At 52.4% G+C, this 14,087-nt stretch carries 14 protein-coding genes; 7 read left to right on the top strand and 7 right to left on the bottom strand.

Annotation, left to right across the window (positions count from 1 at the left end; genetic code table 11):
* The first annotated feature begins 119 nt into the window (after positions 1–119).
* The gene (locus tag CODIS_RS11930; protein ID WP_069125237.1) at positions 120–2,030 is read left to right on the top strand and encodes a vWA domain-containing protein; all 1,911 of its coding nucleotides are present in this window, start codon (positions 120–122) and stop codon (positions 2,028–2,030) included.
* Positions 2,023–3,120, top strand: coding sequence for a midas domain-containing protein (locus CODIS_RS11925; RefSeq protein WP_069125234.1), 1,098 nt, complete (start codon positions 2,023–2,025; stop codon positions 3,118–3,120). Before CODIS_RS11930 ends, CODIS_RS11925 begins: the two co-directional genes overlap by 8 nt.
* A 127-nt stretch (positions 3,121–3,247) precedes the next feature.
* On the opposite strand, the gene soxZ is transcribed toward CODIS_RS11925, so the two are convergent.
* The 3 genes from soxZ to CODIS_RS11910 all read right to left on the bottom strand — a co-directional run bounded on the left by soxZ (position 3,248) and on the right by CODIS_RS11910 (position 6,173).
* Entirely contained in the window at positions 3,248–3,562 is a 315-nt protein-coding gene (gene soxZ / locus CODIS_RS11920; protein ID WP_069125231.1) for a thiosulfate oxidation carrier complex protein SoxZ, read from the bottom strand.
* Between the two features lie 46 nt (positions 3,563–3,608).
* Positions 3,609–4,085 (bottom strand): thiosulfate oxidation carrier protein SoxY, encoded by a 477-nt coding sequence (soxY, locus tag CODIS_RS11915; protein ID WP_201259030.1) that lies wholly within the window; start codon positions 4,083–4,085, stop codon positions 3,609–3,611.
* Positions 4,086–4,688: 603 nt separating this feature from the next.
* On the bottom strand, positions 4,689–6,173 hold the full coding sequence (locus CODIS_RS11910) for a M48 family metalloprotease (RefSeq protein ID WP_069125228.1): 1,485 nt from the start codon (positions 6,171–6,173) through the stop codon (positions 4,689–4,691).
* A gap of 426 nt (positions 6,174–6,599) precedes the next feature.
* Here CODIS_RS11910 and CODIS_RS11905 point away from each other — a divergent pair, with 426 nt between their 5' ends.
* Positions 6,600–7,166, top strand: coding sequence for a Tll0287-like domain-containing protein (locus CODIS_RS11905; protein ID WP_069125225.1), 567 nt, complete (start codon positions 6,600–6,602; stop codon positions 7,164–7,166).
* Positions 7,167–7,231: 65 nt separating this feature from the next.
* Here the strand turns inward: CODIS_RS11905 and CODIS_RS11900 are convergent, their stop codons facing one another.
* From CODIS_RS11900 to CODIS_RS11885, 4 genes are all read right to left on the bottom strand, one after another.
* On the bottom strand, positions 7,232–8,464 hold the full coding sequence (locus CODIS_RS11900) for a vWA domain-containing protein (protein WP_069125222.1): 1,233 nt from the start codon (positions 8,462–8,464) through the stop codon (positions 7,232–7,234).
* Positions 8,465–8,675: 211 nt separating this feature from the next.
* A complete protein-coding gene (locus tag CODIS_RS11895; protein WP_069125219.1) occupies positions 8,676–9,722 on the bottom strand; it encodes an AAA family ATPase in 1,047 nt (348 codons plus the stop codon).
* 9 nt (positions 9,723–9,731) lie between these two features.
* Positions 9,732–10,289, bottom strand: coding sequence for a hypothetical protein (locus CODIS_RS11890; RefSeq protein ID WP_069125216.1), 558 nt, complete (start codon positions 10,287–10,289; stop codon positions 9,732–9,734).
* A gap of 161 nt (positions 10,290–10,450) precedes the next feature.
* Entirely contained in the window at positions 10,451–10,996 is a 546-nt protein-coding gene (locus CODIS_RS11885) for a Smr/MutS family protein (RefSeq protein ID WP_069125213.1), read from the bottom strand.
* A 117-nt stretch (positions 10,997–11,113) separates the two neighbouring features.
* Here CODIS_RS11885 and surE point away from each other — a divergent pair, with 117 nt between their 5' ends.
* The 4 genes from surE (at position 11,114) to CODIS_RS11865 (ending at position 14,035) form a co-directional block, all read left to right on the top strand.
* Entirely contained in the window at positions 11,114–11,857 is a 744-nt protein-coding gene (surE, locus tag CODIS_RS11880; protein WP_069125210.1) for a 5'/3'-nucleotidase SurE, read from the top strand.
* Between the two features lie 2 nt (positions 11,858–11,859).
* Complete coding sequence (locus CODIS_RS11875; RefSeq protein WP_069125207.1) at positions 11,860–12,519, top strand: protein-L-isoaspartate(D-aspartate) O-methyltransferase; 660 nt, start codon at positions 11,860–11,862, stop codon at positions 12,517–12,519.
* On the top strand, positions 12,519–13,094 hold the full coding sequence (locus CODIS_RS11870) for a YqaA family protein (protein WP_069125204.1): 576 nt from the start codon (positions 12,519–12,521) through the stop codon (positions 13,092–13,094). The genes CODIS_RS11875 and CODIS_RS11870 overlap by 1 nt, the downstream gene beginning before the upstream one ends.
* Positions 13,095–13,168: 74 nt before the next feature.
* Positions 13,169–14,035 (top strand): peptidoglycan DD-metalloendopeptidase family protein, encoded by an 867-nt coding sequence (locus CODIS_RS11865; RefSeq protein ID WP_083220724.1) that lies wholly within the window; start codon positions 13,169–13,171, stop codon positions 14,033–14,035.
* The last annotated feature ends 52 nt before the right edge of the window (positions 14,036–14,087 follow it).

Genomic DNA, 14,087 nt, shown 5'->3' with positions numbered 1-14,087 from the left:
CGGGTCGAATATTCTGATTGGGAATTAAAGAGCTACCCACTCCAGCCGATAAGCGAATAAGGGGATTTGACTATATGTCTGAATATTGACGCTTGATACAAGGCTGGGATGACTTCGAAATGAAAAAAGGAAAGGCCTGGGTTTTAATCGCACTACTGTGGATGCCGTTCTGGTATGGCCAACTACAGGCAATGGAAGAGCAGGCGGATGTGCGGATTCTTATCGACGTCTCCGGCAGCATGAAACAGAATGATCCAAAGAACCTGAGACGTCCCGCGTTACGCCTTCTGGTCGGTCTTTTATCCTCCGAAACCCGGGCGGGTGTCTGGACCTTTGGTCAGTATGTCAATATGCAAATTCCTCTGGGACAGGTCGATAAAGCATGGAAAAAGCGGGCGCGCAAGAGCTCGGAGTCGATCGGATCGCCAGGTCAGTTCACCAATATTGAGGATGCACTGAAACGCTCAACTGAAGATTGGAGTGGTGCACCCGGTCCCTACCGCCGTAGTGTGATACTGCTTACCGATGGAATGGTGGATATCTCCAGGGACAGGACAAAAAATGCCGCTTCAAAAAGACGCATCCTGGAGCGTATCCTGCCTCGATTGGCCGATCTGAACGCCACGGTCCATACCATTGCGCTGTCAAAGAATGCCGATCACGTGCTGATGAAGAATTTGGCTGCCGAGACGGGGGGCTGGTATGAGCAGGTCGAAACGGCCGAGCAGTTGCAAAAGGTGTTTCTCAGAATATTCGAGAAGGTCGGAAAACCGGATGCCGTACCCTTGCAGGATAATAAATTTAAGGTGGATGAGTCGATTACCGAAGCAACCCTGTTGGTGTTTCACAAGCCTGGAGCACAGGAAACCGAGGTGGTGCCGCCCGACGGCAAGGCGTTCAGGGCCGATAATGCACCCGCGTCAGTCAGTTGGCATCGGGACCAGGGGTACGACATGCTGACTATATCCGATCCTCAGGCGGGCGAGTGGAAGATCCGTGCAGAGGTCGATCCCGACAACCGGGTGATGATTGTCACTGACCTGAAAATGCAGACGACCGAATTACCCAACAGGTTGATACAGGGTGCCTCACTACCTGTGATCGTAAATTTCAGTGATCACGGCAAGTTGATTCGAAAACGGGAATTTCTGGAGGTGGTCAATGTCTCCGGCACGCAGCTGGACGATACCTCAATCTCCGAAGCGAGACCCATGTTGGATAATGGTCAGGTACCGGACAAGCATGCCAATGATGGCCTGTTCACACTCTCTTTTGGCGGTGAGTCAGTCGGCAGTGGTGTGGGGGAGTTGGTGCTGAACGCAAGCGGCCCTACCTTCGTTCGAGAGAAAAGGATGACTTATGAAGTCGTACCGCCAGTCAATCTGGAAGCCTCACCACGGAGTGATGGCCGTGTGCTTGATGTGAGGATTATACCCGATGTGGAATTGATCGATTCTGCATCGCTTCATATCGATGCCTGGATGGAGAATTCCGAGGGTGAACAATTCCGTCTGCCATTGAATATCTCTCCAGGCGGTCAGGGGGGGAGTGGCGAGATCGATCTCATGAGCTTCACAGGTCCGCGCCGGATAGCAATCAAGGCAAATGCGACGGCCCTCTCAGGGGAGTCGATCAGCTATTTCGACACACCGATGGAAGTCGAGGGTATGAAACAACCGGAACCGGTAGTTGTTGCCAAACCGGAACCCCCGCCGCCTGCGCAACCCAAACCTGTTTCTGAGCCTGTGCCAGAGCCTGAGCCCAAGCCCGAGCCTGAGCCCGAGCCTGAGCCTGAGCCTGAGCCTGAGCCTGAGCCTGAGCCTGAGCCTGAGCCTGAGCCCGAAGCTGAAGAAGAGGGAGGATGGGGTACCGCGTTAATCTGGTTTGGCATTATTAATCTGCTACTGATCATCGGCGGTGGCGGCGCGTATTGGTGGATACACAGACGCAACCAGCGCAACATAGTCAGTCTGGTCGATGACGCGGACGCGACAAAGCTCAGTGATGACAAGGGAGAGGACAATGATTGAAGTCAGTTCCCTGGTCGCGCTGATTGTCGCTGAAGTACTCATCGGTTTGGTGGTTTTGAGTGGCATATTGGTCTTGTTCACGCTGTTGCGGAAAGGCCGGATACGAAGAGCCGCAGCCCATTTGGCTGAGCGGGTGAAAACCGACAAAGCAAAACGCGAACAGCGTTTGAAAGTACTATTGCAGGATCGCTATCAGTATAAAGAGGCCGAATTGCAACAAACCCTGCACAATATGATGCAGACAGAAATGTTGCTCTATCAAAACGTCATAAACGGCTTTCTGAAGGATGATCAGGTGCATCTGCAACAGATCGATGTGGATGTGGAAAACCTTGTGCTTGGTTATCAGGGACTCGAGGTGTCTGCGCCGGCGACCAGTTTAACCCAGACGTCGGATAGTAATGAAGAGATCACCAAGCTTAAAGAAGAAAACGAGCGATTGTCTGAAGAGCTGCGCGTGACCATGGATACCATGGGTAGGATGTTGAATGAGTACTCAACCATGTTCGCGGGTGGCGCTGATGCCGGTCAAGCAGCAGCACCTCCATCTACTGAGGCGACGGAAGATAGTGAACGTGTTGATGTTGGTGCGGCAGAGACCATACAGGAGGATGTCGAGCAGGAATCGGTGGAACCTTCGATAGCCGAATCCATGATGGATGATGCGCCAGTGGATGATATGGTCTCAGACCTTGCAAGCGGCCCGGATATTCCGGATTTGAGTGCTGAAGAGTTGGAGCACTCCTCCTATCTTGAGGAGAATGCCGATTCGGAGGGTCAGGTTTCCGAAGCGACCGATGCAACAGAAAAAGCCAGTTTGGATGAGGATGCCGTAGAGGCGGATGAGGAGGTTTCAGAGATCATCGACGAGGTGATGGAGATCGCCGATGAGATGATTGAAGACTCGATGCATACGGATACACAGAGTGAAACCGGTGAATCCATGGTCGATGATCTGGAGAAGATTGATATAGAAATCCCCGGCGCAGAAGAGACTATGCCTGATATAAACGAAACCGAAGCGGGATCATTGGAAGATGAGTGGGCCAAGTTGTTGGAAGAGGATGCCGCAAATAAAAAAAAGGAATAGACAAAATGTAGGTTGTACCACTATCACAAAAATAAGAAAAAAGGACGCACTGAGGCGTCCTTTTTTCTATTTAGGTTGCTACCACAACGGATGTGGACAACCGCTCAACGGTTTTTGCCGATGATGCTTATTTAATGGCGCTTGACAGACTGTCGCTGCCGCCTTGGTTATCGCTCCAGGATAGCTCGATTTCGTCGCCTTTGGCACCGCCGGAGAATTTAAACGAAATGTAGGGGTTCTTGGAAACGCCACCGCTCCATTCAGCGGTCATTACGGTATTGCCCTTATGTTTACAGACAACTTCTTGGATGAAGTGGGCAGGTATCTTTTTACCGGTCTTTTTATCCTTGCGTGCACCTGTCTCCATTGGATGGGTCATCAGGGCTTTTACGGTGGTTACACCGCCTTTCTCTTTGGCGCGGATCTTTATCGATTTAGCCATGTTCTATTCCTCGTATACTGAGTAGCTGGGATCGACCCGAGAGGGGTTAACCGCCACAACCACCGATGGTGACTTTAACTTCTTTTTTGGCGCTGTGGAGTTTGCCGCCGGCCTTAACCACGCCGAGAACGTCTCCGGTCTTACCCATCTTGATGCGGGTGGATACAAAACCGGTAGCGCCTGTACCCATTACGAAGTTCGCAACCAATGGTACCGGGTTATTCGAAGCGATAATGGAGATCGACTCCACACCTTCCATGCCGGTCTCCACAGTGATGGGAACCACTGCGCCGTTCTCAGCGATGTCAGGTGCCTTTACGGTAATGTCGGCAGAATCTGCCATATCAGAGCTACCCAACAGTGCATTCAATGCTGCAGGCAGTTCTTTAGCTTCAAATGCTTCTTTGTTCCAGGCCGCAAGTACCCGCTGAGGTGCCAGTAAACCTGCGGCAGCAGCAACACCTACCGTGCCTGCTGCAAGCGATCTTTTGAGGAAGATCCTGCGTTTGATTTCAGTGCTCATTCATTCTCTCCAGACTGAGAAATTTTAGTGATTAACAGTTTATTTTTTGAAACTGATTTGGTTGGTCAATTTCATTTCCCGGTTATTCTAATCATCGCCATGCCATCCACCCATCAACAAATGAGCCGCTGCACCATGACCACCGGGTTGAGTGCACATTATCTGCCGTCATCATTGCTTGTATGCGTGTGTCAGACAAAGCCATTGAGAGTTGGCTACCGGATATATACAACGCCTTGCTGCTCCAGGCAATCACGACGTGCTCGATCCGATGTTTCATGCGACATCAAACGCTTTAGAACAATTAAAACAAAAAAAGTTGCGACAGCCTGCACTCACACATCCATATTGCAATTCACTGTACGGCAAGACCGATTCAATAGTTGTTCTTTAGATGCTGGGTTTGCCGATACACATCATACCCTAAACAGGTAGCTCGTAAGAATACCTAAACAAACGACGATATCAAGTAAAAAATGTCTAAATATTAGTGATTTGTGGTTTTCAAGGCATGTCATCTGCATACTGGAGTTGGGTTTTATGCGTGGTTGATTGGGGTTTACCTGAATAGATGGCTGGGAATCGGATGCCGGTAGCACGCAGTCATTTTTTATTGTTATCTGATTTATTCTGTGCCTTTTGTAGATCACGTAACTTGTTGAGTCGGGACTCAATGCGTGATGTAAGGTAGAAATCCGATTTATTCGCGCTGTTTAAGGCTATCTCCAGTTGCTGGACAGCCGCCGCCAGCTCGCCATCTGCAACAAACGCCTCAGCCAGTATGCGGTGTGATTCCGCTTGGTTGTCGTCCAGTTCCTCGATTTTACTGAGCAGGCGATAGAGTCTGGGTTCATTGTTACGCAAAGTGATTGATTGTTGAGTGATTTCGCGTGCTTTACCCAGTTTTTTAGCCGTCGTGAGTGCTTGAATATAAGCAATTGCGAGCGGGTAGTTCTCCGGCATCAGGCTGTAATAGGTATCAAGGATCTTGAGTCCTTTTTCATGATTACCACTTTTACCCGCTATATTTGCGCCAGCCAGGATGTACTCAATCTGGCTAGGATTCTCTCGCAATAGATCCTCGATAATCTTTTCAGCCTTTTGAAATTTCCGATCACTCGAGAGGGCAAGTGCATACCCGTATTCATGGGCCTCCTGATTGAGATGACGTCCCTCTTTGAGACCGGAGATGAAGTGCTCGACCGCCTTGCCTGGATCTTTGAACTGTCTGACGCGTAAAGCCTCACGAGTCAGGTGATAGCTTAAATTGCCAGGGAAATGGCGGTAGCTGTACTTTTCTGCCCGACCCAGCGCATCGGCTATGCGATTGCTGGTGACCGGATGGGTTCGAAGTATTTCGGGTATGCCGGATTCATAGAGTCGGCTTGCGTGGGTCAGGCGCTCAAAGAAAATTGGCATGGCACGGGGATCAAAATCGGACTTTGCCAGGATCTGGATGCCGACGGTATCCGCCTCCTCTTCATTACTGCGGGTAAAGTTTATTTGTTCTTGAATGGCGCCGGCCTGGACACCTGTTGCCATGGCAAGACCGGCATCGGGAGAACCGGCGACGCCGACAAGAATTGAGGCCAGTAAAAGGGCTGCGGTCTTGCCGCTCATACGGTTGGCGGCATCGAAGGCGCGTAGCAGATGCTTCTGCGTGACATGGGCGATTTCATGGGCGATGACAGACGCCAATTCACTCTCACTCTGAGTCGCCAGAATCAAGCCGCTGTAGATGCCGATATAGCCACCCGGGCCGGCAAACGCGTTGATTTCAGGTTTTTCGATGACGAAGAAAGTGAATTTCTGTCCAACTGCCTCACTCTGCTTGAGTAAATTGTCACCCAACTGCTGGATGTACTCAGTTATCAGAGGATCATCCAGCACTTTCCCCGTTTTACGCACACTGCGCATGAACTCCCTTCCGAGACGGGCTTCATCACTGGGTGTCAAATATTGATCCGACGGAGACCCGAGTTCTGGCAACTGGATCGTTTCAACCTCCTGCGAACGGGCACTGGATATGGCAGCCAGGCTGGCGAGGAGGATGAGAATGAACGGTTTCTTCAGCACACTTGTCATCATGCCTTTAACTGATCCCCTGTGAGGACGGTTAGTTCCTAATTGCTGCCGGTGTGATCCGTAAAGGGGCCATACCGCTTAGTTATCACAAATTGTTGTTGATCGCCAAGGACATTTTCTGCTGCTGTCTGCTGCTATCGGTATGTCAGATCTTCAAATGACTTACCCAAGGTGGAATAATCGGCTATGCTCCCAGTCTATCTACTAATGGTCTGTAATATCTATTATTGGCGCCGCGACGGAAGGGTATATACGGGGTGCCGGGGTGTGAGTGAAGAATGCTCCTTGCAGGAAGGATATTCAATCCATGTTTGTCCGATTGCCATGGCATCCTTACTGTGACGGGATCATTTTTATTAAATCTTAGCCGCTATTTACAACCGGATACGAACATTTCGGTTGAATTGGCAATATGTTGGAGATTCATTGATGACTAAAAGCGCATTAGCCATTGCGACAGCCCTATTGATTTCAGGCAACGTGCAGGCGGATCAATCCCTGCAAACCAGCATGGAGGAGGGCAAGGGTGTAATTAAGGCCTTTTTCGGCGATCTGAAAGGTGAATTGGAAAAGGGAATGAAACAGAGTGGACCTGTGGATACCATTGCCTCTTGCAATATAGTCGCCCCAAGTCTGGCCGCAGGTCACTCTCAAATGAGCGGCTGGGAAGTCGGCAGGACCAGCCTGAAGCTGCGCAATCAGAAAAATGCACCGGATGCCTGGGAAGAGGCTGTATTGAAGGAGTTCGAGACACGGAAATCCGCCGGTGAGGATCCGATGAAATTGATCAAAGCCGAGATCGTAGAAGAGGGGGGGCGTGAGGTTTTTCGTATGATGAAGGCAATCCCCACCGCTGAGGTCTGTACCAAATGTCATGGCGAGACGATTGCTGAACCCGTGGCGGCCAAACTGGATGAACTCTATCCATCCGACAAGGCGCGGGGTTATAAGGTGGGTGACCTGCGCGGTGCCTTTACCCTGAAGAAGCCAATGTGACCCAGGCCCGGGAAAAGGTAGTTGCCCGGCCCGGGCGGTTATGCGTGAAAAAGCACTACACCAGTTCAATTGAGCTGGATGCGCTGTCCCCAGGGTGGGGTTCGTTTTCCTTTCACCAGCCAGATTACCGGATAGTGGGGTGCCTGCGTGGGAAAGGCGCCTTCTGCGTCCGTGAAGTAGACGAGCAGATCGGGTTGCATGCCTTGTGCTGAGATCCACTCAAAAATCGGTTCGAAGCTGGTGCCGCCGCCTCCGGTGATCTTGGTTGGAAGCTGGAAATCCTCCCAGGCCTCATAGATCCAGGGTGCATCCTCAGCGATTGCCGAGTCACAGGCGAGGAGCGTAACGCGGGCTCGCATCTGTCCCTTCAAGGCATTGATTTCAGAAAGAAACTCGCCCATCTCATGGTCCTGTATCGAACCGCTGCTATCCAGTGCGACCACCAGTTCGACCTGATTACTGCGAAGGCTGGGTAGAATATGCTCGCCTTCCCGGCGGGAGGGGCGCATATAGCTGAAATCGTCCCTGGCGATTGCGGTCATATAACGGGCAAGCAGCAACCGCCAGGGCAGTTGGGGTTGCAGCAGGTGATCCACCATGCGTGCCATGGCTCCGTCCAGCTTACCCACCTGCATGGCTTGCTGGGCTGCGCCCGCGAGGCGCTGCTGCCACTGAATATTCAGTGTCTCCGCCTCATCGGGCGTGAGGGGGGGTGGTTGATTGGCGGCTGAACCGTCACCGCTTTGTTGATTCCCGCTTTCATCCCCTTCATTCTCGGTTTCGGTCTGGTCGTTCTTATTGGAGATATCCTTCTCGGTCTTACCAGCACCTGAGCCCTTGGTGTTGTCCTGATCGTAGACGTGATTATCCAGGGGTTCTTCATCATCCTTCTCATCCAGCAGTGGGTAGATCTCCTCGGCGGTCATACCCTCGAACTGGGGCAGGAACAGGGATCCGGGTGGAGGTTTGAGGCTGTCCTCGATAAGTAACGGATTGATGGCGTAATCACACGCCATATCCCAGTGTAGTTTGTTGCGATGCTGACGTCGGGCGAAATGCGAAAGGGCGCAGTGCAGGGCCTCGTGTGCCAGCATGAACTGAGTCTCATCCAGACTCAGCTGATCGATGAATTCAGGGTTGTAATAGAACTGTTTTGCATCGGTGGCTGTGGCAGGGCACCAGTCCGGGTTGGCCTCCTGCATAGGGAGCCGCATCACCAATGCGCCGAGAAAGGGCTTATCCAGTATCAGCTTGGTGCGGGCCGCCGCCAGTTTGGTCTCGATCTGCTGCTTGTCCATTTGATTTTAAAGTCCGCATATGAACGCAAATGTGTTTGCTTAAAGTCCATGTTGTATATTTCCATCCGCCTGCCCGGTTACGCCTACAGGTCAGTATTTACCTAGGGTGCGGCTTGCCGCACCATTCACTGATATTGCCGGGTATTCGGTGCGGCAAGCCGCACCCTACGCATTGTTTAGATCGTGATATTGTTAAATCATTTGCGGATTCCTAAGATTCATAAAGCATCACATCCGACACTGCCTGGGCCCAGTCGCTGAATTGAGGTACCGAAAAAATAGCCTCACCGATGGCGCGATGCATATCGGAGACCAGCATGACCCCCATCTCCCGTTGTGGAAACTGGCGTGCATACTCCAGGATCCGGCCATGCGTGACAGTTCCATCCCCCGCATCATGGGCGCGTATGGCGCGTCCCACCAGGGCGGCGGCTATGGCGTACTGCAGGTCAATTTCATCGGGTACCGGTACATCATCACCAGCGATAATGGCATCCAGATCGGGCATCTTGTCGAGACTGTTGACGAAGGCGTTCAACTCCACCCCTGCGGCGGGTCCGACACAGGCCTGCAAGGCACCCTGCAAGAGTTGCGGATGTTTATCAAACTTTTGCAGGGCGCGATGGGCGAATTCCCACGAACGGGGTGAAGGGAAGGCGACAGGGTTGTGCGCGGGGTCGAAGTCAAAAAGCAGTTCCGGCCGAAAGCGCAAGAATGCGATAATCCGTTCATCGATATCATTGCGATAGGCCCAGGTGACCCAGTCATCCAGGTTGGTCTCCACTTCAAAGTGGGAGAAGCGGTTGGCCAAGGGTGCTGGCATGCTGTAGGTGACACCGCGGTCTCCCTGACGATTGCCTGCTGCAAAAATGGCCCATCCGTCAGGCACCTGGTACTCACCCAGGCGGCGATCGAGAATCAGCTGGTAGGCTGCGGCAGAGACCGTCGGCGGCGCCGAGGTGATCTCATCGAGGAATAGTATTCCCGCTGCCCCATGGCGTTTGCGATTCGGCAGGATTGAGGGGACTGCCCACTCCACACTCCCGTTGACTCTGAACGGTATGCCTCTCAGATCACTGGGTTCCATTTGCGATAACCGGATATCGATTACCGGCGCCTGGTGGTTCATTGCAACTTCACGCACCATGTCGGATTTGCCGACACCGGGGGGACCCCAGAGCATGACCGGTGTATGGTGACCGGCGCGGGTACTGATGAACTCCTGTTCAAGGATCGTGATTAACTGGATTGGACGCATACGGATCTCCTAATCGAAGAGATTTCTGACCGCGCGTGCCAGCTGTTTGTAGATTTCAGGGGCATCCACATCCATCACCTGATCGATGACCCAGCGGTTTTCATGCTCCTCGCTGCCCATGACTTGCTGGATCTCAAAACCGAGATGGCGTAAGAAGGGGTAACTGGGACCTTGCTGATCGAAATTGAACTCGGCGTATTCGCCTGAACGCTGATTGTAGCGTTCAATGAATCTGTCACCATGGTCGCCCGGACCAAGCAGGTCAGAGGCATTGTCTTGAAAGTGTTCTGCCATTTTCATCACCAGTGCAGTGATAATCGCCACCCGCTTCTCATTGTCGACCATGCCATGGATCAAGCGGTCGCTGACTTGAGCTTCATAACACAAATATTCAGCAATCACGGCGAGTCGCTGTTCGTCGTTTTCATACACAAAATTTTTGCCATGCAGCGTGATGGCCTTGTCCAGTGCGAGGCGCCAGGCGATGAAGGCGATTGCCCCTCCCATCTCTTCCGCCGAACGCGAGGTGTCTTCATCGTGCCACTGACTTTTGATTCTGATTGCCAATACAGCTCTCCTTACATATGTCTCCAGGCTTAAATACCGAGACCAGGGGCAGTCAAGTCGTTTTGGGGCGATGCCATCGGAACCGATGGTGCTTGTACTGCGGATTCAATAACCAACCATTTTACTGGGTATAGGTTTAATTTCAACGATTCATGCAAATATTATCGTTTGCCCTTCTTTGGATTACGCAGCAGGACATAAGCTGCCCCGGTACCTCCCTCCTTGCGGGTGGCTGAGGTAAAAGCGAGCACATCATCCCGCTGTCTCAGCCAGAGGTTGAGTTTTTGCTTGAGTATTGGCTGTTTTCCCTCTGAACGATAACCCTTGCCGTGGATGATACGCACGCAACGGATATCCCTTTCCTGACAGGCCTTGAGAAACCGATTCAGATCATCCCGTGCGTAGCGCACAGTCAATCCGTGCAGGTCCAGCTCAGCGCCAATCTCCAGATAACCTCTCCGCAGATCATGCATGACACGCTGTTGCACCCCGGGCCTTGCAAAATCGAGTACCTCGCCTGTCTCGACCTCTTGATCGGCATACAGGTCCCGCTCGGTTTCATCTTCATCACCGACAGGGAGATTCAGCGGCCTGGGGGGCAGTTTGCGGCGATAGGGCTCGATCCGCTGTTGTTGTATCTGCTTTATATCGCCAAATGCCTCGAAAAACAGCATATTGTCGTCGGCTTTTTTCTCTTCGTCACTCATATCCCATCAACTCAACGGGTCTTTGTGACCATGGTATGGGCTGCAGAAGGGAATCTCAATCGGTGAGTGCAAAGGAGAGATGAGAAGGTTGAGACTTTCCAGTATATTGTGCCCGGTATGAAAATCCTCCTTAGCAACGACGATGGTTATCAGGCCCCTGGGCTGCGGATACTGGCCGGGCAACTATCGGCGGTAGGTGATATCGTGGTGGTGGCCCCGGATCAGGATCGCAGTGGTGCCAGCAACTCTCTGACCCTGGTCAACCCGCTACGTGCCCGTACCATGGAAAACGGCTTCATCAGGGTGGATGGTACACCGACCGATTGTGTCCATCTGGCTATTACAGGACTTCTTGAAGAAGAACCGGATCTGGTCGTCTCAGGTATCAATGCGGGTCCGAATATGGGAGACGATGTACTCTATTCCGGAACGGTGGCGGCAGCTACCGAGGGTCGCTTTTTGGGTTTTCCGGCAATTGCCATCTCCATGAATTCCCACGAACCTCAACATTTCGATACTGCGGCTCGTGTTGCAGAGGAGTTAATCGGCCGGATGGTGCGTTTTCCGTTGTCGGAAAATGTGATCCTCAATGTCAATGTTCCTGATATTCCCTATGATCGATTGCTGGGGGTACGCTCCACACGGCTTGGCCACAGACATAAGGCCGAACCAGTGGTCAAGACCAGCGATCCCAGGGGCAACACCATCTATTGGGTCGGGCCCGCGGGTGCAGAGCAGGACGCCGGACCAGGCACCGATTTTTATACAGTGAGACAGGGGTATGTCTCTGTGACGCCACTGCAGATCGATCTTACCCGTCACAGTGCGTTGCAGACAGTCAGCGAGTGGCTTGAGCGGTGATCATGCGGCCTGAACATCAAGGGATCGGCATGACCTCCCAACGTACAAGGCAGCGTTTGATCGATCGACTGCGCAAAAAGGGGATTCGGCATCAGGCTGTGCTGGAGGCGATGCGGAATACCCCACGGCACATCTTTGTCGACGAGGCACTGGCCAGTCGCGCTTATGAAGAGACGGCCCTACCCATAGGTCATGGCCAGACCATCTCTCAACCTTATACCGTCGCACGCATGACCGAGGCGTTGCTTGAGGGTGAGTCGCCAGAGATGGTCTTGGAGATTGGTACCGGGTCCGGTTATCAATGCGCCATCCTGGCCCAATTGGTGCGCCGGGTATACAGCGTCGAGCGGATAGCGGCACTGCTTGATCAGGCACGGCTCAGGTTCAGGGAACTTGGCCTACGCAATATTCGTCTCAAGCATAGTGATGGGGGCATTGGTCTGCCGGAATATGCGCCTTTCGATGCAATATTGGTGACCGCCGCGCCGATGGGACTGCCGCAATCACTACTCGATCAATTGGCAGTGGGAGGCCGCTTGGTGATACCGATCCAGAGCAGCAAAGGACAAGTCATGGTCAGGGTTACACGGACACGTGATGGATTTCAGCAGGAACATTTGGAGTCAGCGAACTTTGTGCCATTGATGGGTGGAATGATCTGATGCCTCTCTTCTCCTCGCTCTATGCCCGTACCATGCAGTGGTCTCGCCACCCCCATGCCCCTGCCTATCTTGCGGGCTTAAGTTTTGCCGAATCCTCTTTCTTTCCCATTCCCCCGGATGTCATGTTGGCGCCGATGAGCATGGCGCAACCAAATCAGGCTTGGTTCTTTGCCGGTCTGACCACCCTGGCCTCTGTCATTGGGGGTATGCTCGGTTACCTTATCGGTGTGTATGCGTTCGATTTAGTACAACCATGGTTGCACAGTTTGGGTTATTGGGAGGGCTATCTGAATACCAAGGCGTGGTTTGGCGAGTGGGGATTCTGGGCGATTTTCCTGGCAGGTTTCTCGCCCATTCCTTACAAGATATTTACCATTACCGCGGGTGTTATCGGCATGGCCTTTCTTCCCTTCGTTGTCGCTTCCATTATTGGGCGGGGGGCACGTTTCTTTCTGGTAGCGGCATTGATGGCTTGGGGTGGCGCACGCATGGAGAAGGTACTGCATCGCTATGTGGATCGTCTCGGCTGGATATTGGTGATCGCCTTCTTGGTGCTGATAATTTATCTCAAATAGTCAGGGGGTTAGGTATCGTAACGCTGCTTGCCGGAAGCCGAAACAAATGTCTTCTACTGGGGCCGATCGGTCTCATGTTGTTGCTGAGCCTGCTTTTCAGCATAACCGCCTGTTCGTCCAGAGGTAGTGCGCCTGTCTACAATCGTTCACCAACCCCACCGCATCGGGTGGAATCAGGGCTTCAACAGCAGCATCAGTCACCATCGGCTCGTCACAAAACGTCTCGAACATACTACCTGGTGCAAGGGGGGGACACCCTTTACTCAATCGCCTGGAGGCACTATCTGTCTCTGAATTCTTTGGCGGCCTGGAACGGCATTAAAGGGCCGGATTATGCCATCTATCCCGGACAGCGTTTGCGATTGAAGCCACCCGAGACAAGCACAAGGCGGGTAAAACGTATGCCAGAGGTTGAGCGGTCGCCTGCGAAGGCTAAGCACACAACCGGTATCAAACCATTACCTGATAAGGGTTCCAGTGTGGCGACCGCCAGAACCCAAACAAAGCCGCTGCAGAGCAAGATCGTCACAAAACCGGTAAAACCGGGACCTGTGAACAAACGTATTAAGTTAAGCTGGACATGGCCGACCAAAGGTAAAGTAGTGCAGACCTTTTCGAAATCGGATCAGAATCGTAAAGGGATCCGAATCCAGGGTCATATGGGGCAACCTGTCAGGGCGGCCGAGGCCGGAAAGGTGGTGTATGCTGGTGGGGGATTGGTCGGATATGGGAATCTCGTTATTATCAAACATGATCAGGAGTTTTTGAGTGCCTATGGATACAATCGTAAATTGCTGGTCAAAGAGGGTGATAAACTGGCCAAAGGCGATATAGTGGCGCATATGGGATCACCAAACAGAGGTGGTCAGCCGATGCTGCATTTTGAGGTCAGGAAGCAGGGGAAGCCTATTAATCCGCTGCCACTGCTACCGCGTAAATAACTAAATAAGATGGCTGTAACACTTGCTAAGGGTGATTCGGGCATGCTTCGAA

The organism is Candidatus Thiodiazotropha endolucinida, assembly GCF_001715975.1.
GTDB lineage: Bacteria > Pseudomonadota > Gammaproteobacteria > Chromatiales > Chromatiaceae > Thiodiazotropha > Thiodiazotropha endolucinida.
This window is presented reverse-complemented; position numbering and strand designations above follow the sequence as displayed.